The organism is Halomonas sp. ALS9, from assembly GCF_001651035.1.
In the GTDB taxonomy this organism is placed as follows: domain Bacteria; phylum Pseudomonadota; class Gammaproteobacteria; order Pseudomonadales; family Halomonadaceae; genus Vreelandella.
The window spans coordinates 98,980-119,143 of sequence record NZ_LXRG01000210.1; the positions used below are offsets into that span (position 1 = coordinate 98,980).

10 protein-coding genes are annotated in these 20,164 nt (G+C 53.0%); 4 read left to right on the forward strand and 6 right to left on the reverse strand.

Annotated elements, in window-relative coordinates; genetic code table 11:
• Positions 1-2: 2 nt before the first annotated feature.
• The gene (locus tag A6R74_RS19685; RefSeq protein WP_064236162.1) at positions 3-10,544 is read left to right on the forward strand and encodes a non-ribosomal peptide synthetase; all 10,542 of its coding nucleotides are present in this window, start codon (positions 3-5) and stop codon (positions 10,542-10,544) included.
• A 57-nt stretch (positions 10,545-10,601) separates the two neighbouring features.
• On the opposite strand, the gene A6R74_RS19690 is transcribed toward A6R74_RS19685, so the two are convergent.
• The 5 genes from A6R74_RS19690 to A6R74_RS19710 all read right to left on the reverse strand — a co-directional run bounded on the left by A6R74_RS19690 (position 10,602) and on the right by A6R74_RS19710 (position 17,342).
• On the reverse strand, positions 10,602-11,465 hold the full coding sequence (locus A6R74_RS19690; RefSeq protein WP_064236163.1) for an ABC transporter substrate-binding protein: 864 nt from the start codon (positions 11,463-11,465) through the stop codon (positions 10,602-10,604).
• A 58-nt stretch (positions 11,466-11,523) separates the two neighbouring features.
• Positions 11,524-13,734, reverse strand: a complete 2,211-nt coding sequence (locus tag A6R74_RS19695) for a TonB-dependent siderophore receptor (protein ID WP_064236164.1) — start codon at positions 13,732-13,734, stop codon at positions 11,524-11,526.
• A gap of 160 nt (positions 13,735-13,894) precedes the next feature.
• On the reverse strand, positions 13,895-14,851 hold the full coding sequence (locus A6R74_RS19700) for an alpha/beta hydrolase (RefSeq protein ID WP_240488276.1): 957 nt from the start codon (positions 14,849-14,851) through the stop codon (positions 13,895-13,897).
• A gap of 59 nt (positions 14,852-14,910) precedes the next feature.
• A complete protein-coding gene (locus tag A6R74_RS19705; RefSeq protein WP_064236165.1) occupies positions 14,911-16,206 on the reverse strand; it encodes a lysine N(6)-hydroxylase/L-ornithine N(5)-oxygenase family protein in 1,296 nt (431 codons plus the stop codon).
• Between the two features lie 23 nt (positions 16,207-16,229).
• On the reverse strand, positions 16,230-17,342 hold the full coding sequence (locus A6R74_RS19710) for a GNAT family N-acetyltransferase (protein WP_064236166.1): 1,113 nt from the start codon (positions 17,340-17,342) through the stop codon (positions 16,230-16,232).
• A gap of 224 nt (positions 17,343-17,566) precedes the next feature.
• On the opposite strand from A6R74_RS19710, the gene A6R74_RS19715 reads away from it, so the two are divergent.
• Genes A6R74_RS19715 through A6R74_RS22430 form a run of 3 tightly spaced genes read left to right on the forward strand, consistent with a single transcriptional unit; the run spans position 17,567 to position 19,600 of the window.
• Positions 17,567-19,219 (forward strand): cyclic peptide export ABC transporter, encoded by a 1,653-nt coding sequence (locus A6R74_RS19715; protein ID WP_064236167.1) that lies wholly within the window; start codon positions 17,567-17,569, stop codon positions 19,217-19,219.
• 28 nt (positions 19,220-19,247) lie between these two features.
• On the forward strand, positions 19,248-19,454 hold the full coding sequence (relB, locus tag A6R74_RS19720) for a type II toxin-antitoxin system RelB family antitoxin (protein ID WP_064236168.1): 207 nt from the start codon (positions 19,248-19,250) through the stop codon (positions 19,452-19,454).
• Complete coding sequence (locus A6R74_RS22430) at positions 19,454-19,600, forward strand: type II toxin-antitoxin system RelE/ParE family toxin (RefSeq protein ID WP_240488277.1); 147 nt, start codon at positions 19,454-19,456, stop codon at positions 19,598-19,600. Before relB ends, A6R74_RS22430 begins: the two co-directional genes overlap by 1 nt.
• A gap of 125 nt (positions 19,601-19,725) precedes the next feature.
• Here the strand turns inward: A6R74_RS22430 and A6R74_RS22970 are convergent, their stop codons facing one another.
• On the reverse strand, positions 19,726-20,154 hold the full coding sequence (locus A6R74_RS22970; protein WP_205634222.1) for a hypothetical protein: 429 nt from the start codon (positions 20,152-20,154) through the stop codon (positions 19,726-19,728).
• Between the last annotated feature and the right edge of the window lie 10 nt (positions 20,155-20,164).

Consider the following 20,164-nt stretch of genomic DNA (forward strand, 5'->3'; position numbering starts at 1 on the left):
CAATGAATGGTATGAGTCAGGAATCTCTAGCCGCTAATCAGAGTGGATGGTATCAAGAGAGTATCGAAGCGAGCACCCAGGTAGGAGAGTACATTCCCCTCTCTTTCTCTCAGCATCAGTTATGGCTACTGCAGAATATGGAGCCAGGGTTGAGTGCCTATAACCTACCTCGGGTCTTTCGTCTGAAGGGGAGCGTGAATCCTGAGGCACTGGAGCGAGCTTTTCAGGCTGTCATTGCACGGCATGCCGTGCTGCGTACCCGTTTCGTCGAACGAGACGGGGAACCGATGCAAGTGGTTGCACCTGATGTGAAATTCGCACTTCAGTGCGAGGATTTATCGGTGCTTACGCCATCTGAACGAGAACACCGGCTGACTGCATCCATCAGTGAGGTCACAGGTCATGTCTTTGACCTTACCGTATCACCAGCATTGGTGGCGAAATGGATAAAAGTGGGTGAGCAAGAGCAAGTGCTGGCGGTGTGTATGCACCACATCGTTTCCGATGCGTGGTCAAACCCTATTCTCGCCAAGGATTTGGCAACAGCTTACCGCTTGGCAGCGGCATCCCAGGAAGAGGTCTTTCTACCAGAACTGAATATCCAATATACAGACTATGCTGCCTGGCAACGCGAGAGATATAAGTGTGGTGAGTTTGAGAAAAGTTTAGCGTATTGGAATAGTTATCTTGGTGATCAAATACCAGACATCGAACTTCCCACGGACTATAAGCGGCCTGGGGAGCAGAAGTTTTCCGGTGCTCGTTCTTCTATAGCGTTGCCTGCTGACCTTGCTGATGCGTTGCGACAACTCTGTCGGAAAGAAAAGTGTACGCCCTTCATGATCCTATTAGCGGCATGGCAAGTTCTACTGGCGCGCTACAGCGATCAGATGGAGTTCGCTGTTGGTGTACCACATGCTGGCCGACCTTTCGATGAGCTGCAAGACCTGATGGGTTACTTTGTTTCGACCCAAGCCTTTCGTGCCAACTTAGCACCTGCTATGACGCTTCGCGACATCGTACAGCAGGTTAGGAAAGATGCACTCGGGTTGATGAATCATGCGGATCTGCCTCTAGAGATTCTATTGGAATCTCGTAGTGAGCAGCGCGATCCGTCGCGCAATCCACTGTTCCAGGTTATGTTTGCCGTTCAGATGTCTAGCGATGTCGAGCAACTGGAGTTTGATGGCGCCATTGCTGAGTCGATGAGGGCAGAAAATGGCACGACTAAATTTGAGCTTTCCCTCAATTGTGTGATTGGAAAAGAGCGCGTTCAATGCGATCTGGAGTATCGTACCGATCTCTTCGAGCAGGGGACTGCTGAAAAGCTGCTCGAGCGCTACCAGCAGGTCTTGACGACGCTTTGCGAGAATTACAATAGTCGCCTGGGAGAGCTTGATATTCTCGGCGCCAGTGAGAGACGAGAGTTGGCCGAGTGGGGGCGGGGATCTCCGCACTTAACAGGAGTTGGAACGATCCACCACCTGATTGAGCGCCAGGCTGTGGCAACCTCAGAGGCCACGGCGCTAGTATTTGAAGATCAGTCACTTAGCTATGCCGAACTCAATGATCGCGCCAATCGCTTGGCCCACTATCTGATTGGATTAGGTGTAAAACCCGAAAACCGAGTGGGCATCGTCATGGAGCGCTCCATCGAAATGGTGGTGGGGCTACTGGGTATCCTCAAAGCGGGTGGTGCTTATGTGCCACTAGATCCCGATTATCCGAGAGATCGGTTGGCCTATATGGTCGAAGACAGTGGCATCGAACTGCTGCTTACCCAGCAACACCTTCGTGAGTCGTTACCAGTAGCTGAAAGCCTGAATGTCATTGAACTGGATCAGTTGGATGTGACGCGTCATGCGTCGACCAATCCGAACGTGGCCCTGCACGGCGAAAATCTTGCTTATGTGATCTACACCTCGGGCTCCACCGGGCGTCCCAAGGGCGCCGCCAATCGTCATCATGCACTGACCAATCGCCTAAAGTGGATGCAAGAAGCTTATGGCCTAACAGCCGACGATGCGGTGCTGCAGAAGACGCCATTCAGCTTCGATGTCTCGGTGTGGGAGTTTTTCTGGCCGCTGATGCAGGGCGCGCGGCTGGTGATGGCGCCGCCGGGAGCCCACCGTGAACCGGCACAACTGGTCGAGCTAATCCGTGGCTATAACATCACTACACTGCACTTTGTACCTTCAATGCTTCAGGCCTTCCTGGCTCATGGCGAGGTAGAAGACTGCACCAGTCTGACACGCTTGGTATGCAGTGGTGAGGCGCTGCCGGCCGAACTGCAGAATCAGGTGCTCGCTCGTTTGCCTCACACGCGACTCTACAACCTGTATGGCCCCACCGAAGCAGCCATTGATGTTACCCACTGGACGTGCCAAGAGGATGGGCGCAACCAGGTAGCAATCGGTCAACCGATCGCTGGTATTCGTACCTATGTACTGGATGGCGATCTTAACTTGGCACCGCCTGGCGTCGCGGGGGAACTCTATCTGGGTGGCGTGGGCTTAGCGCGGGGCTACCTACACCGCCCTGACCTTACTGCAGAACGTTTTGTCGCTGATCCGTTTGCGCAGGGCGAGCGCCTATACCGCACCGGTGACCTAGTACGCTGGCGGGAGGATGGCCAACTCGAGTACCTGGGTCGCCTGGATCATCAGGTAAAAATCCGTGGTTTGCGGATCGAACTAGGTGAAATCGAAGCTGAGTTGTTAGCTCAGCCTAAGGTTCGCGAGGCAGTAGTGGTCGCTCAAGAAGGCCCCAGTGGTTCTAGGTTAGTCGCTTATGTGGTTCCCCAATCGGACAGCGAACTCGACAGCACCTCACTACGTGAGGTGCTGGGGCAACGATTGCCGGACTACATGGTGCCGGGAGTTGTGGTCGCCCTCGAAGCGCTGCCGCTGAATGCTAATGGCAAGGTGGATCGCAAGGCCCTGCCTGTACCGGATTTGGTCGGTAGCTCGCAGTACGAGCCACCCCAAGGCGAGGTAGAAGAAGCGTTAGCGGCAATCTGGTCAGAAGTCTTGGGCGTTGAGCGGGTCGGTCGTCACGACAATTTCTTCGAGCTAGGGGGCCATTCGTTGTTGGCTCTGAAGGTGCTTGAGAAAATGCGGCATCGGGGACTGGCGGCGCAGGTACGCACGCTGTTCCAACACCCGGAACTAACAGCCTTGGCTCAAGCGTTGATGAAAGCGCCCGAGCAAGCTGAGATCACCATCCCACCCAATTTGATTCCTCACGATTGTCAGGCTCTCCAGCCCGAGATGTTGACGCTAATCGAGCTCAATACCGAAGAACTTCGTGAGATCGAAGCCGCTGTGCCCGGTGGCGCTAGCAATATTCAGGACATCTACCCACTGGCACCACTGCAGGAGGGGATTCTCTTCCACCATAGGCTGCAGGAACAGGGCGATGCCTATGTCACGCCCCGGCTGCTGGGCTTTGATAGCAGGGAAAGGCTGGAAGCCTTTATTGATGGTTTTAACCAGCTGATTGCCCGCCACGATATTCTGCGCACTGCTGTGCTTTGGGAAAATCTGCGTGAGCCGGTGCAGGTGGTTTGCCGACATGCTGCGTTAGATATCGAATGGTCAACGGTGCCGGATGAGGCCACCGGCCGTGTGACCGAATGGTTATATACCCAGGTAGATCCTGAGCACCATCGTATCGATGTATGCCGAGCACCTATGCTTCGGGCTCTGGCTGCGCATGATGCCCAGGTTGGGCGCTGGCTGCTGCAACTGCCCGGCCACCACCTGGTCATAGATCACACCACTCTCGAGCTACTGGTAGAAGAGATTGCCTTGATCCAGCAAGGTCGCGAAGATGAGCTACCCCAACCACTTCCATTCCGTAATTTCGTTGCCCAGACCCGTCTAGGAGTTAATCAGGAAGAGCATGTGGCTTTCTTCCGAGAGCAGTTGGGCGATATTGATGAACCGACAGCGCCCTTTGGGATACTAGACGTTCGCGGCGATGGCAGCGAAATAGAGGAAGTTCGCGTTCCTTTGGATATAGAACTAGCCCAACAGGTGCGGCAACAGGCTCAGCGCTGTGGCGTGAGTACGGCCAGCTTGTTCCATCTGGCCTGGGCGCAGGTGCTGAGTAAAACCTCCGGGCGAGATGATGTGGTATTCGGCACCGTGCTTTTCGGCCGGATGCAGGGGATCGAAGGTGCCGGGCGGGCGCTGGGTATGTTTATCAATACGCTCCCTTTGCGTATCAAGATGGGCTCTCAAAGTATCGATAAGAGCTTGCGGCGTACTCATGATGCATTATCTGAGTTAATGCATCACGAGCACGCTAACCTTGGCCTTGCTCAGCACTGTAGTGGGCTGCCTAGTGGCATGCCGCTATTCACCAGTCTTCTGAACTATCGCTATAGCGCACCTAAGCACGACGGTAGTTCCAATCATGTCTGGGAGGGAATGGAAGTGCTGGGTGCCCAGGAGCGTACCAATTACCCAATTGCTATGGCGGTAGATGATCTCGGAGAGGGCTTCCAGTTAGTAGGACAGGTGAGCCGTTTGATAGGCGCTCAGCGATTGTGTGATTACATGCAGTCGGCTGTGTCCGGCATCGTAGCAAGCCTGCAAAATGCGCCACAGCAAGCGATAAGTGAGATCAGCCTGCTAGGTAAAAATGAGCGGCAGCTGTTGAACGAGTGGGGAGAGAGTACTCAACAGTCTTCCGAGGCTGCGTCAATCCATCACCTAATTGAGCGACAGGCTGAGGCAATCTCAAAGGCCACAGCAGTAGTATTCGAAGATCAGTCACTCAGCTATACCGAACTCAACGACCGCGCCAACCGTTTGGCCCACTACTTGATCGGGCTAGGTGTAAAACCTGAGACTCGGGTGGGTATCGCAGCGGAGCGCTCTATCGAAATGGTGGTAGGGCTGCTGGCGATTCTCAAAGCGGGGGGCGCCTATGTGCCGCTGGATCCCGAGTATCCCTCGGAGCGGTTGGCTTTCATCGCCGAAGATAGTGGTATCGAGCTGCTGCTGACTCAGCACCACTTGCGCGCGTCATTGCCGGTAGCTGATGGCCTAAACGTTGTTGAGTTGGATCGACTAGATGTTGCGCATCACGCTTCTACCAATCCAGCGGTGACGCTGCACGGCGAACACCTCGCCTATGTGATTTACACCTCAGGCTCCACCGGGCGGCCTAAGGGCGCGGCCATCCGCCATGATGCCTTGACCAACTGCATGGTTTGGATGCAGGAGACCTACCAGCTCACCGATACTGATGCCGTACTGCATAAGGCGCCATTCGGGTTCGACGTCTCTGTATGGGAGATTTTCTGGCCGCTGAGTGTTGGGGCACGTTTGGTGATCGCCCAGCCGGGCGACCATCGCGATCCAGAGCGCATCATCGAGCTGATCCAGCGGCACGGCGTTACTACGCTCAATTTTGTGCCCTCAATGCTCAAGGCCTTCCTGGCCTATCCCGATGTGAAGGCCAAGACGCGACTCAAGCATATTATGTGCGGTGGTGAGGCCGTTCCAGCCACGCTGCAGCAAGATGTGGCTGAATGTCTCGACGGTGCCAACCTGCACGACCTCTATGGCCCCACCGAAACCACCATTCATGTCACTCACTGGTGGTGCCGTGATGACGGCCACCGACAGATCCCCATTGGGCGACCCATTAGCGGGACCCGTACCTTCGTCTTGGATGGGGAACTCAATCTGGTACCACAAGGTGTCGCAGGAGAGTTGTACCTGGGCGGGGTAAGCCTGGCCCGTGGCTATCTCAATCGCAGTGATCTCACGGCGGAGCGCTTTATCGCTGATCCGTTCAGAGAAGGTGAACGCCTCTACCGCACCGGTGACCTGGTGCGCTGGCGGGAGGATGGCCAGCTCGAGTACCTGGGCCGTCTTGATCACCAGGTGAAAATCCGCGGCCTGCGTATCGAGCTAGGAGAGATCGAAGCCGAACTGCTCTCTCTGCCGGAGGTTCGCGAGACGGTGGTTGTCGCCCAAGAAGGCCCCGGTGGTTCTAGGCTGGTGGCCTATGTGGTTCCCCAGGCTGACGGTGTACTCGACACTAGTTCACTACGTGAAACGCTGGGGCAGCGGCTGCCGGACTATATGGTGCCGGGTGCTGTGGTCAGGCTTGAAGCACTGCCGCTGAATGCCAATGGCAAGGTGGATCGCAAGGCGTTGCCCGAGCCGGATTTAGCTATTGGATTGCAGTTCGAGCCACCTCAGGGTCGAGTGGAAGAAGTCTTAGCAGAGATCTGGTCTGAAGTATTGAGCGTAGAGCGTGTTGGCCGATACGATAACTTCTTCGAGTTAGGCGGACATTCGCTGCTGGCTCTGAAAGTGCTGGAGAAAATGCGGTATCGAGGTCTGAAGGCCCAGGTGCGCACTTTGTTCCAGTACCCGGAGTTGGAGGCTTTCGCTCATGCGCTGTTACGAGCGTCACAGCAAGCCGAGGTTGTCATCCCCCTCAACCTGATTCCTTATGATTGCCAAGCGCTGCAGCCTGAGATGTTGACGCTAATTGAACTCAATGTTGAAGAAATCAGCGCGATTGAAGCGCTAGTGCCGAGTGGCGCTGCTAACATCCAGGATGTCTACCCACTAGCACCGCTACAGGAGGGAATTCTCTTCCACCACCGGTTGCAGGAGAAGGGAGATGCCTATGTGACCCCTCGGCTGTTGGGCTTTGATAGTCAGGAGCGGTTGGAACAGTTTATTGCTAGTTTCAATCAGCTCATTGCGCGCCACGATATTCTTCGTACCGCCGTACTTTGGGAAGGGCTTCGTGAACCGGTGCAGGTGGTGTACAAGTATGCTTCTCTGGTGCTTGAATGGCTGGAAGTGAGCCAAGGTGCCTCTCTCAGTATTGCCGAACAGCTTAACGTCGAGGTGGATCCCCAATATCATCGTCTCGATGTGCGCCGGGCACCCATGCTACGAGCGGTGGCTGCATGTGATACCGAGCGAAACCGCTGGCTCTTGCAGTTACCTAGCCACCATTTGGTGATGGATCACACCACCCTTGAGCTATTGGTAGATGAGATCGCTCTGATTCAACAATGCCGCGAAGACGAGTTACCCAAACCAATTCCATTCCGCAACTTTGTAGCTCAGGCCCGTTTAGGGGTAAGTTTAGAAGAGCACGAGACCTTTTTCCGAGAGCGGCTGGGCGATATAGAAGAGCCGACAGCGCCTTTCGGTTTGCTGGACGTACTTGGCGATGGTGGGGATATTGAAGAAGTGCGCGTTCCTCTGGAAACAGAGCTAGCCCAGCAGGTGCGGCTACAGGCGCAGCGGCATGGAGTCAGTACGGCCAGCCTGTTCCACTTAGCCTGGGCGTTGGTTCTGAGTAAAACCACAGGGCATGACGATGTTGTATTCGGTACCGTGCTATTCGGGCGTATGCAAGGCATTGAAGGCGCCGAACGAGCTTTGGGTATGTTTATCAATACGCTACCGGTGCGTATTAAAACAAAGTCACAAGGTGCAGATGAGTGCCTGCGTAACACCCATGACGTTCTGACTGAATTACTCCATCATGAACATGCCAGTCTCGGTCTGGCACAACGCTGCAGTGGTTTACCTGGGGGAACCCCACTGTTTACCAGTTTGTTAAATTACCGTTATAGCGCACCTCAACGAGAGGGACGTCCCGCTCATACCTGGGAAGGTATGGAAATGTTAGGCGGTCAAGAGCGTACTAACTACCCAATCACTATGTCGGTGGATGACCTGGGTAATGGCTTCCAACTGGAAGGGCAAGTTAGTCGTGTAATCGGCGCCCAGCGGCTGTGTGATTACATGAGTGCTGCTATGGCCGGGATTGTGAAGAGTCTTCAAACGGCTCCTCAGCAATCAATAAGCGAGATCAGTCTGTTAGGAAAAGACGAACGACAACTGTTGGGCAAGTGGGGTGAGAATACTCAACAGTATCTCGACACTTCTCCAATCCAACACCTGATTGAGTGTCAAACTACGGTAACCCCAGAGAGTACAGCCCTTATCTTCGATGATCAGCATCTCAGTTACGCTGATCTCAATGCTCGTGCAAACCGCTTGGCTCACTATCTGATTGGGCTGGGAGTGCAACCCGAGGTTCGAGTGGGTATCGCCATGGAACGCTCCATTGATATGGTGGTGGGCCTTTTGGCTATTCTCAAATCGGGGGGCGCCTATGTGCCGCTGGATCCCGAGTATCCCTCTGAGCGGCTGGCCTTCATCGCCGATGATAGTGGCATCGAGCTGCTGCTCACCCAGCACCACTTGCGCGCGTCATTGCCGGTAGCTGATGGCCTAAACGTTGTTGAGTTGGATCGACTAGATGTTGCGCATCACGCTTCTACCAATCCAGCGGTGACGCTGCACGGCGAACACCTCGCCTATGTGATTTACACCTCAGGCTCCACCGGGCGGCCTAAGGGCGCGGCCATCCGCCATGATGCCTTGACCAACTGCATGGTTTGGATGCAGGAGACCTACCAGCTCACCGATACTGATGCCGTACTGCATAAGGCGCCATTCGGGTTCGACGTCTCTGTATGGGAGATTTTCTGGCCGCTGAGTGTTGGGGCACGTTTGGTGATCGCCCAGCCGGGCGATCATCGGGATCCCGAGCGTATCATCGAGCTCATCCAGCGGCACGGCGTTACTACGCTCAATTTTGTGCCCTCAATGCTCAAGGCCTTCCTGGCTTATCCTGATATTAAGGCCAAGACGCGGCTCAAGCATATTATGTGCGGTGGCGAGGCCGTTCCAGCCACGCTACAGCAAGATGTGGCTGAGTGCCTTGATGGTGCCCACCTGCATGATCTCTATGGCCCCACCGAAACCACCATCCATGTTACTCACTGGTGGTGCCGAGATGAGGCTCATCGCCAGATCCCCATTGGGCGACCCATTAGCGGTACCCGAACCTACGTCTTGGATGGTGAACTGAACCTAGTACCACAGGGCGTTGCGGGAGAGCTCCATCTCGGCGGGATAAGCCTTGCCCGTGGATATCTCAATCGCAGTGATCTGACAGCGGAGCGCTTTATCGCCGATCCGTTCACGGAGGGAGAGCGCCTCTATCGCACTGGTGACCTAGTGCGCTGGCGGGAGGATGGCCAGCTCGAGTACCTGGGCCGTCTTGATCACCAAGTAAAAATTCGAGGATTACGCATTGAACTCGGTGAGATTGAAGCTGAACTGCTAGCGCAGCGGGAAATTCGAGAAGCAGTAGTGGTTGCCCAAGAAGGCAATGGTAGTTCGAGCCTGGTGGCTTATGTAGTCTCCCAAGCCGGTATTGAGCTAGACACTAGTGCATTACGCGAGCGACTGGGGAAACAGCTGCCGGATTATATGGTGCCGGGATACGTGGTCATGCTTGATGCACTACCACTGAATGCAAATGGTAAAGTGGATCGCAATGCCTTACCAAAAACTTATTTAGAAGAAACCCGTGAATACATTTCACCTTCAACTACAGAGGCTTGGCAGCTGGCTGAAATTTGGCAGGAGGTCTTGGGTGTCAAACGAGTCGGCGAAACTGACAACTTCTTTGACCTGGGTGGAGACTCCCTGTTAAGTCTAAAGGTATTAAGCCGTGTGCGGGCTCTTAAGTCTGCTAAGCTCGATTTCAAACTTCGCGACCTGATGCAGAAGCCGACCATTGCCGGCTTGTTGGGGCTGAGCGAAGCTTCGGGTGCCTTGCTGGATGGTGTGGTTATGCTCAATGGTGAGAGCCAGGGTCAGTCCCCGCTGTTCTGCGTGCATGCTGGTATGGGCACTCTTTACGACTATCAGCCGCTGGCGCGGCGTCTACAGGGAATATGCACGGTATATGGGCTACCGTGCCGAATGCTAACCGACCCTCAGCATTGTGATACGTCGTTGGAAGCGATGGCTGATGATTATGCATCAACTATCCGAAACTTGCAGTCTCAGGGGCCCTATCGATTATTGGGCTGGTCCCTAGGTGGTACCTTGGCCGCAATGATTGCGGCACGGCTTGAAAAGCAAGGCCAGGAGGTGAGCCTGTTGGCGCTGGTGGATCCCTATATCCCCGGTAGCGGCCAGAAGAGCGCTGATGTTTGGCAGAAGGATTTTGTTAACTTTGCATCAGTAATATTGCCAGGTGTATCGCTTGAAGCGCTTGGCGGTAATGAGACGGGCGTGCAGGAACCTAGTGAGGAGAAGTTTGCCATTAAGCTGGAGGGGTTGATTGCATCATGCGATGCATCTGGCCGTGAGGGTTACGCTGCATTGGGTAGTGAGGAATTAGCCCGGATATTTTGTGTAGCGCGGCACTTGAAGCTTCTTTCCTTACAGACTAGTACTTTGCCAAAACTACGCTGTAAAGCAGACTGCTGGTGGGCAGATGGACGACCGAAGGAGCAGCGACAAGCTCTAGAACATCAGTTGGGCCAGCTATTGAGGCGCACAATCAACACTTTTGATGACCATTACTCAATCATCATTGGTAAAACATTACTTTCGCAAATAGTGGAGTTATTACATGAAAGAGAGGCTTCACGTTATATACCTATTGCTAATAAAGGCCTAGCCTAAGTAGCTTTTATACCATGCAACTCTCTTCCCAGCTGCATGCTGGGGAGAGTCAGTTATTTATGAGCCATTCTCACTGTCTATCAGTGCGGTGGTCAAAGAGTCTGCAAACCGAAGAGCGGATGGAAGAGCTCCTATTGGCCAATACTTGGCGGGAAGATAAGTGATTTTTTCTTCACGTTGGCTAATAAGTACTCGCCAGATGCCGCTATTTTCAAGGCGATTACGGATAGTTGCCTGAAAAGCAGGGCTTTCAATAATAAGTAGGTGGCCTCCTGATCTTGCCAATTGGTCGATAGATACAAGTGAAATCCCGATATCACTTGTGGGCCGATCCCAAGCATTGGTTAACCCTAACTCATCAATAACACCTTGTAGTAAGCTGTTTTTCCCGTAAACCCAAGCATGACGATCATCTCTGAATTGAGCAATCAGAACTGGAGTGTCTTTATCTTCTATTTTTTCCCTTAAAATCGCCATTTTTTGGTTTGCTTGCGCAGTAATTCTCTCAGCATCTTGAAAGAGGTTAAGTTGTGCTGCAATAACTAAAGTAAAATTTATAATAGATTCCCATGGGTTTTCCTTGAATGGGTAAAGAGAGATATTAGAAGTTGGTGCCATCCCTGAGATATGCTGTAATAAAATCGAATTATCACCAAATATAAACGTAGGGTTATAGTCTGCTACTAACTCTAAGTTGGGCATGGGTTTTAAGCCTATGTCGATAGCGTCGCCTAATGGGGTCTCATTGCCAGTCCAAATGTGATAGCCTCTAAGTTGAGTGATTGCTATAGGTGTTACTCCTAGCATGCTAAGTGTTTCAGCAGTAGCCCAATCAGAAGTGACAATTGCCAGTCTTTCAGAACCAGCAGAGTAGCTTGAGAATAAGCAAACAATAAAAGTAAGTAGAAGTTTTTTTAGCATGTTTTTAACATTGAGTAGGTTAAATAAAAAGCCCCGAATTTAAATTCGGGGCTTTGTTTTACCAAGCGTAGGATATAGATCCTATTACGCTCCTGCCTACGCCATACTTACACGAGTTTCCAAAATATCCACAGTCACTTACGTACTCCTTATCTGTAACGTTGTTCGCATTGACCTGTGCACGCCAGCCTTCAAAGCTAGCATCGATACTTGAAAAATCATAGCTCATGGATGCATCAAAAAGTGTCGTAGAAGGTAGTGAGTTTTCATTGGCGCTATCATAGAAACTTGAGCCTATGTATCGAACACCGGCACCCAGACCTAAACCATTCAATGTTCCGCTATTAAAATTGTAGTTGGCCCATAGGTTCGCCATATTTTCAGGCTGTCCAGTTGGTCTTTTTCCTAGGTTGTCAGTATTACTTTCAGTGATTTCTAGATCCAAGTAAGTATAGCTGGCTACTAGATCTAAACCAACGGGTAAACTTGCTCTTCCTTCAAGCTCAAGACCTCTAGAACGCCACTCTCCTGTCTGCTGATTGAAACCTGGATTGTTTAAATCGGAAGTTGTAACATTTTGGCGAGCCAAGTCGAATATTGAACCAGTGATTGAAAGATTGCCGTCATTAGAAAGGTATTTTATACCAGTCTCATATTGCTGGGCTGTTTCTGGCTCAAAAGTTGCACCATCAGCACCTTGGCCTACCACTGGCAAAAAAGAGGTAGAGTAGCCAATGTAGGGTGTTAATCCATTATCTGCAGTGTAAGCTAGTCCTGCTCGATAAGTGAATTCTTTGTCACTTGCTTTATTTTCTGTATTTGTTAGACGATTACGATCAGTTTGACTGCTCCAGTCATGGCGGCCAGCAAGTGTTAAAGCCCAGCGGTCATTAATTTTTATTTGATCCTGAAGATATAAACCTGTCTGCTCTAACTCTTGTGAAGCGCTGCCTTGGGTCGTCCACGAGAGGCTGCTAGTACCATAAACGGGATTGAAGACATCTATAGGTGTGAGGCCTTGAGGTAAGTCCACAGTGAAATCGTTATTGGCTTTTTGCCAATCTACACCTACCAGAATTTTATGATCAACTCCTTGCGTATTTATATCAAACTGTAGCTGGTTATCCGTCGTGATAGCATCAACATTTTCATCTCGTCTCAATCCATATCGAGGTACTGTACGAAGGTCATCCATCAATTGACCAACATAAATATTTGTAATATCTGTTTCTGCTTCACGATAGCGAGTATTTTGCCGAATGGTTACTGTGTCATTGAACCTATGCTCGAATAAGCTTGCGACTGAAAAATAAGTTTGTTCGAAGTTGTCAGTGCCTGGCTCGCCGATGAAACGCGAGCGAGGGATTTCACCATTGGGGTTGCTATCCAATGTACCTGCCTGAGGTAGGGCATAGTAAGATCCAACAGTATCCAGTTCTTTATATTCTGCTAATAAGGTGAGAGAAGTTCTATCATTCGGTGTCCAGGAGAGGCTTGGTGCAAGATAGGTGCGGTCATTTTTTGTATAGTCAATTTCTGCATTCGCATCTCTTAGTAAACCTACAAAACGATACTTCAGTGCTCCCTGGTCATCTAGGTAATCACTAACATCGGTAGCGATCTGATTCAGATCGTTACTTCCAGCAGAAACTCTAACTTCGCCTTGGGGTATGTCGGTGGGTTTTTTGCTAACTAGATTGACGATTCCTCCTGGGCCGCCTTGTCCATAAAGAACCGAGGAAGGCCCTCTGAGAACTTCAATTCTCTCTAAACCATAAGGTTCTGAGACGGTTCTGCCCTGATTATTGAAAGCAGTGAGCCGTAATCCATCACGATAAAAAAGCTCTGTAGCACTAAAACCACGTATGGAAACAAAGTCACGTCTTGGGTCTAGCCCATTAGAGTTACCAATAACGCCTGCAGTGTAGCTCAAGGTATCACCGATAGACTGAGCTCCCCGCGCTTCAACTTCATCACGGGTAATAACAGATATCGACTGTGGTACTTCGTTAAGAGGAGTGTCGGTCTTAGTGCCCGTTGCACTGCGGGTTGCCACGTAGCCATCTACAGGCCCTGTTGCTTCTTCATAGAGACGGCTTTCGGTTACTTGTAGGGTAGGTAGTGCGGTGCTTGTATCGCTGCTTTCATTAGGTTGTAGATTGGTGCCTTGAGCGAAAGCCGACGGAGCCGCGAATAGCGATGCAGCGCAGGCATTGGCAATGGCCACAGTGAGCAGGTGTCTGCGCAGGCCGGTACGAAGTTGGTGCATAGGAATCCCCTTGCATGATATTTTGTATGTTAATAGTAATTGTTATTATTAGTATTATGTTCTGAATTTGTACGCTCTTGCAACACTCTGTTGCTTAAAAAGGTACCTGTGACTAGAGGCGCTACATTCACCATCCATGCAGTGCCCCATGCGGCGACAACTAGACATCTACTGGGCTTGGCTGGTTAATGAGATGTTGCCGTAGCGCCTTAACGATATCCGCACGCACCTGACCGGTGGCATCGGGCGTAATGCTGCCCAGGCGTGCGAAGTCGTGCACCATGCCGGGGTAAACAGTCAGTTGTGTATCCACGTTCGCTTGCTGTAAACGGTTCACGTAAGCAATGCCTTCGTCAACCAGGGGATCATGTTCGGCCAGGGCGATGAAGGCAGGTGGTAGGTTGTTGAGCTCCGCAGCCTCCAGCGGCGCAAAACGCCAGTCGTGGCGTTCCTCATCACTATTGAGATAGTGGCCAAACATCCACTGCAGGGTATCTGCTTCCAGCAGATAGCCTTGTGCGTATCGGCGGTGAGACTCACTGTCCTGCCAGGCACTGGTACAGGGATAGAGCAGGATCTGGCAGCGTGGCGGGTGCCAACCATTATCACGCGCTGACATGCAAAGAGCCGTGGCCAGGGTGCCGCCAACACTGTCACCACCCACGGCGATACGTGAGGTATTGAGCCCCATCTCTTCGCCATGCTTCAGCAGCCAGCAATAGGCATCTTCAGCGTCGTGAAACGCTGTCGGAAACTTGTGCTCGGGAGCCAGGCGATAATCGACTGCCAACACTGTGTAGCCAGTCGCTTGAGCGATGCTCTGACAAAGCGAATCGTGGGAATCCAGGCTGCCCAGTAGGTAGCCGCCGCCATGGAAGTAGAGCAGGGTGGGTGATAAAGACTCCTCGCCTTGGTAGTGGCGTAGTTCAAGAGGGTGGCCATCTCGACAGGTGATGCTTAGTGACGTTGCATCGTTAGATATTGGCTCATCTAGCATCTGTGAGGATGCTTCGTAGGCAGCGCGTGCTTGTTGTGGTGAGAGCGAGTGGAAAGGCGGACTGCCGCTATCGGCGACCAGTTCTAAGAAAGCGGCGATATCAGGATGTAAGGACATCATGGGCGTAAGTCTCGATATTTGGGGCCGCCCTGAGAGAGCGGCCATGCTTTGATGGGCTATTAGTCTGTGGCTACCAGTGATGGAATCGGCATATCTGAATGGGCTGCTGGTAGCGCCTCATTAAGCACTTCACAAATCTCACTTGTCCGTGCCGCCAAAATCGATAGCAGGGTGTCACTTAAGCCATGGGTGGGTTCGCAACTGCCTTGCAGGAAAATAGCCGGTTTGAACTCAGGCTTGGTATAGAGCTGATAGTGACGGTTGACGGCAAAATCAGGCAGGTAGTTCGCAACGGGGGCCAGTAGCCGTTTATGGGTGTCGCGCACATAGCCGGTGGCTAACACCACTGCGTCGTAGCGGGTGGACTCGGTATGGCCGCTCTCCAAATCGCGCACAAGTAGCTCAACGCCTTCAGGGCCTGCTTCGCTGCCAATAACCTCATGGCGGCGGCGGAAGCGATGGCGGGCCTGGCCGGTCACTTTTTGCTGGTAGAACACATCGTAAATTTCCTGAATCAGCGCCAAGTCAGGTGCCGAGTAGTTGGTGCTTTTGTACTCCTGTAGCAGCGCTTCCCGCTGGCCAGTGGGGTTGTTGAACACGTAGTCGGTGTATTCGGGATTGAAAATCTCGTTGACAAAGGGGCTATCGTCCGAGGGTTTAAAGGCCCACGCCCGGCTAATCAGATCCACCTGAATGCCTTCGCGGTTGTGCAGATCAAGGAAGATCTCAGCGGCGCTCTGGCCTGCACCGATGACGGCTATGCGTTTGGGGGCGTCTTGCTTCGCCAGCTCCCGGAGGTAGTGGCTGGAGTGGAAGACCCGCGGGTCGTCTTTTAGCCCAGCGAAGCATTCAGGCACATTGGGCGCGCCGCCTACGCTGATCACCAGTGAACGGGTGAGCCTTTCCTGTACCGCGCCGCTTTCATCCCGTGAGCGAACGCGGAGGTAGGCGACCTCGTCGTCGTCAGTTTCGGGCAGCACTTCAAACACATCCTCTCCGTAGGCGCACTGGTGTTCAAAGTGGCTGGCCGTCCAGCTTAGGTAATCATTGAACTCGTGACGGCTGGGGAAAAAGGTCTGCAGGTTGATAAAGTCCTGTAGGCGGCCTTTGCTGTGGAGGTAATTGAGAAAGCTGAAACGGCTGCCTGGATTGCGGGGCGTGACCAGGTCTTTGAGGAAAGAGATCTGCATATGGGCATTTTCCAGCAGCATATGCGGGTGCCAGGCAAAGCAGGGCTGACGCTCAATAAACAAGGCATCCCGTGCTTGCCCTGCCTGGCGTTGCTCGTCGAGGGCAATGGCCAGAGCAATGTTGGAGGGGCCGAAGCCGATGCCGATCAAGTCGTGAATATGCATAAGAGTCCTCTTGGCTTACGTGTTTATAAGGTGAAGCGTGGGTCGGGTCGTGGCGCTGACCCAGGGTGCGGAGGCAGTGGTATCCAACTGCGCTCGTTAAAAAAGTGTTCGCGTAGCTGCATGCCGAGCATGGCCCGCTTATGGGGGAAGTCGAACGCCTTAACGTGGGCGTAACCGCACTGGGCAAGGTTGTGCAGCATCTTGGCGTTATCCACGCGGGGCTCGATCACCAGGCGCTGGGTGCGGCAGTCATCCAGAAACAGGTAGTGCGAGATAGAGGGCATCCAGGCCGCCACATAAGGCCGCCCGCGCAAAGCGGCTTCGCCGATCAGTACGTGCCAGCCGCGATCAAAGTCATCGGCAGCGTAATAAGCGGCGATGCGATCCTCCTTGGCCCAATAAGTCTCGAAGTAGCCGAAGGGTTCGCCGTCAATACAGCCGATCAGCGGTACCACGCTGGGATTTTGCAGCGTGCTCTCCAGCCGCTCGCGGTGCTGTTGCAAATCACCCTGCTCTTCCCAGAAGTGAGCGACAACCGGGTCGTTCATCCAGCGGTTGAAGCGTTCAAGATCAAGTTCCAGGTCAAGCACCCGAAAACTCAGAATGGCATTCAACCAGGGAATATGGCGCTGATAGACCGTGCCGCTGGGGCGCGGCGGGCGGCGTAGATGACGCTTTCCGTTCTCCAAGATAGGCTGCTGCGGGTAGGCGCGCATGGAGGGGGAGGTAAGCCAAAGGGTTGGCAACTGCCAAAAAAGCTCCGCGTAGGCCCAGAGTTCTCCATGGCTATCTTTAACGGCGATTCCGGCTGCACACAGGTTGGCATGCACAACAGTGGGTAGCTGAAGGCGTAGTGCAACAGTGGCCGGGTAACAGGCAAAAGCCCCTTCGATAGCCGCAAGTAACGCTGGGAGAGGTGGCGCGGAGCGCTGTGACCAGCGCAGCGTCAAGTGGTTGCTATCGTCAACCAATGACCATTCAAGACGTTCTTGATCACCCTTAACGAGCAGTGACTGCGTGGTGGAATCCCCCATGACTTGATAGCCGTAGCCCTCAGGCCGTGAGAGCAGAGAGGTTTCCGCGGTGCTTTCATAGGGTACGTCTACCTGTGTTTGTGCCTGGACAGTACTGGACACCGCAAAGCTCCTATTAATAAGAACGAATCACAAAAACGAACCGAAAAAAAACAAAGAAAAAACAGCCATAAAAATCACCTGCCACGGGGCGGCGTTGCTGACTTCCTTATCTAAGGACGAATGAGAATGAGGCTTGTTTACATAAAAATTGATTAACTTTTTGCGGGAGCGGTTCGTCTTTAGAGGTAGCTGTCGGTTTTCAATCGCTTTCCAACGAGGTGAATGTGCTTTCCTATCTGTTTCGTCGAACCCGCGGGCTGATGACCGCCGCTGCGCTGGCCAGTATTCTCTCGGGGCTTTTCAGCGTGCTGCTGATAGCCCAAATTAATGCCGCATTAACCAGCGATGCCGCCAGCCGCGCCGCTACTCATGCCAACCCTGCCTGGGCCTTCGCGGGCATTGCCGTGGCGTTGATGGTCTGTCGAATGGTGTCGACGGCGCTGTTTGAGCGATTGGGGCAGCGTGCCCTGGCGGAGTTGCGTAGTTTTATTGCCCAGTGCGTGGCCAAGACCCCCTTTGCTCAGTTCGAGCGCGTGGGCAGTGCGCGGATCCAGTCGGCGCTCACCGAGCACAGCAACAACGTGGCGGTGCTGTTCGTTAGCTTGCCGGTGATTTTGACCAATACGGTCATCGTGGTGGGGTGCTTGGGTTACCTGGCGCTGCTGTCATGGCAGGTGTTCTTGTTTGCTCTGGGGGTGATTGGGTTGGGCGCTGTTGGCTATCACCTGGTGCACTTACGCGCTATTCACTATCTCCAGAGTGCCTCGTCAGAGCAGGATCGTTTGTTTGGTCATTTCCGCGCGCTGACCGATGGGGCGAAAGAGCTGCGGCTGCACCAGCGCAAGAGCCGGGTCTTTATGGATCAGATACTGGGGGAGTCGGTTGAAGGCGTGCGGCGGCTGCGCACCTATGGCATGTCGCTGTTCGTGATCTCGACCAGCTGGGGGCAGTTCCTGATGTATGCCTTTATTGGGCTGGTGCTGTTTGTGTTGGCGGGGGATGGGCCTAATCAAACCCAGGTAATGACCGGCTTTGCCCTGGTGTTTGTGTTTATGGTGACGCCCCTGGAAGGATTGCTGATCAATATTCCGCGGATCAACATGGCGCGGGTAGCCGCTAGTCGAATTGATGACATCACCCGCGAGATGCCCCAGGGGCAGGAGAGGCAAACATCACCTCAGGTGACTGATTTTCAACGGCTCGAATTGCGCGACGTCACCCATCAGTACTACCACGAGCAGAGCGATGATTTCTTTGAGCTGGGGCCGATTAATTTAAGCTTTACGCCGGGGGAAGTGGTGTTCCTGGTGGGGGGCAACGGCAGTGGCAAAACCACGTTGGCCAAAGTGGTGGTGGGGCTTTATCCGCCGGATGGTGGCGAGGTGTTGCTCAATGGCGAACCTGTCGAGGCGGATGGCTGGGATGCCTATCGGCAGCTCTTCTCGGTCGTTTTTTCTGACTTCTACCTCTTCGAGCGCCTGTTGGAAGCGCCACGGGAAGATCTCGACGACGAAGGCAATCGTCTGCTGGCCAAACTGCACCTGCAGCACAAGGTGCGGGTCGAAAACGGTGCCTTCACCACCCAGGCGCTCTCCCAAGGGCAGCGCAAACGCTTGGCACTGGTAGTGGCCTACCTGGAAGATCGGCCCTTCCTGGTGTTTGACGAATGGGCCGCGGATCAGGATCCGTTATTCAAAGAGGTGTTCTACACAGAGGTGCTGCCTGAGCTAAAGCGCATGGGCAAGGCAGTGTTGGTGATTACCCACGATGACCGCTACTTCCACCTCGCGGATAGATTGGTGCGGCTGGAGAGCGGCAAGCTGTTGGCGCCAGAGCAGGTGGTTGGGGAGGATGCCAAAATAGAGAGTATCGTTTAAGCTGTATAGGAAACCGAGGAGGATGATCATGAATACCCAGCTAGATCCTATCGTTTCGGAATTCGAGACGCAGGAACAAGCAGATAGCTATGATCGTTGGCTCAAAGCCAAGGTTCAGCACAGCATCGACAACCCAGGCCAGGGAATGCCCCATGATCAGGTCATGTCTAAGGTTGATGCGATCCTCAAGCTGCCCGGAGGTTGCGCTCTCGTATTGAAGCAGCTGTCTCTTTAGTGGCTGAGCATCCGTATTTACATCAAGTGGGCCGCTTGCCGGGGACGCGGGAAATAGTGGCTCACCCAAACTTTATTGTGATCTACCAAGTGACGAATCGCATTGAAGTTATCTCAGTGGTTCACACTCGCCAAAACTACCCCTGACGCCTACTCGTCGCTAATACGAACTGCTAAGCCAAGGTCTCCACCTCAAACGCGACAATCTGGCGTTGGGCGCTGGAAAATTCGAGCCGGTCAGATAGATAGGGTTGCCGGAGGCATCATGGCTGTCAGCGTTTAAACATATCGTCCAGGCTAGTGGCGAACAGCACTTCTCGCCTCCACTCTTTCAACTGACCATGGTCGGCTTGTGTAAGCGCTGTTTCCACCCACTCGGGCACTTCACCAAATTTAAAAATAAGTTGCGTGCGCACCATATCGCGGGCTTCCTCCAAACGTCCCTCTTGTCTTCCTTCTTGCCGCTCTTTTTGGCGCCAGTTTTCTAAGTTTTCTGCCAACATATCTCTGTCCTCCACTAAGCTATGTAGCTGATCCAAATTGATGTCTGCATTCAACCGTTGCAGGTGGCGTTTGAGCCAGCGGGTTAAGATTCTATCAATTCTCTCTTTGTTTGGGCCGTTCTGGATAATGCTGACGATTCTGTCAACTGCCTGCTGTAGCGAGGTGTGGTTGACCGAGGCTTTTTCAATTTCAAACACACCGCTTAAA

Coding starts and splice junctions, on each gene's coding strand:
- A6R74_RS19685 (WP_064236162.1), top strand. CDS start 3: ATGAATGGTATGAGTCAGGAATCTCTAGCCGCTAATCAGAGTGGATGG.
- A6R74_RS19690 (WP_064236163.1), bottom strand. CDS start 11,465: ATGCTAAAAAAACTTCTACTTACTTTTATTGTTTGCTTATTCTCAAGC.
- A6R74_RS19695 (WP_064236164.1), bottom strand. CDS start 13,734: ATGCACCAACTTCGTACCGGCCTGCGCAGACACCTGCTCACTGTGGCC.
- A6R74_RS19700 (WP_240488276.1), bottom strand. CDS start 14,851: ATGATGTCCTTACATCCTGATATCGCCGCTTTCTTAGAACTGGTCGCC.
- A6R74_RS19705 (WP_064236165.1), bottom strand. CDS start 16,206: ATGCATATTCACGACTTGATCGGCATCGGCTTCGGCCCCTCCAACATT.
- relB (WP_064236168.1), top strand. CDS start 19,248: ATGAATACCCAGCTAGATCCTATCGTTTCGGAATTCGAGACGCAGGAA.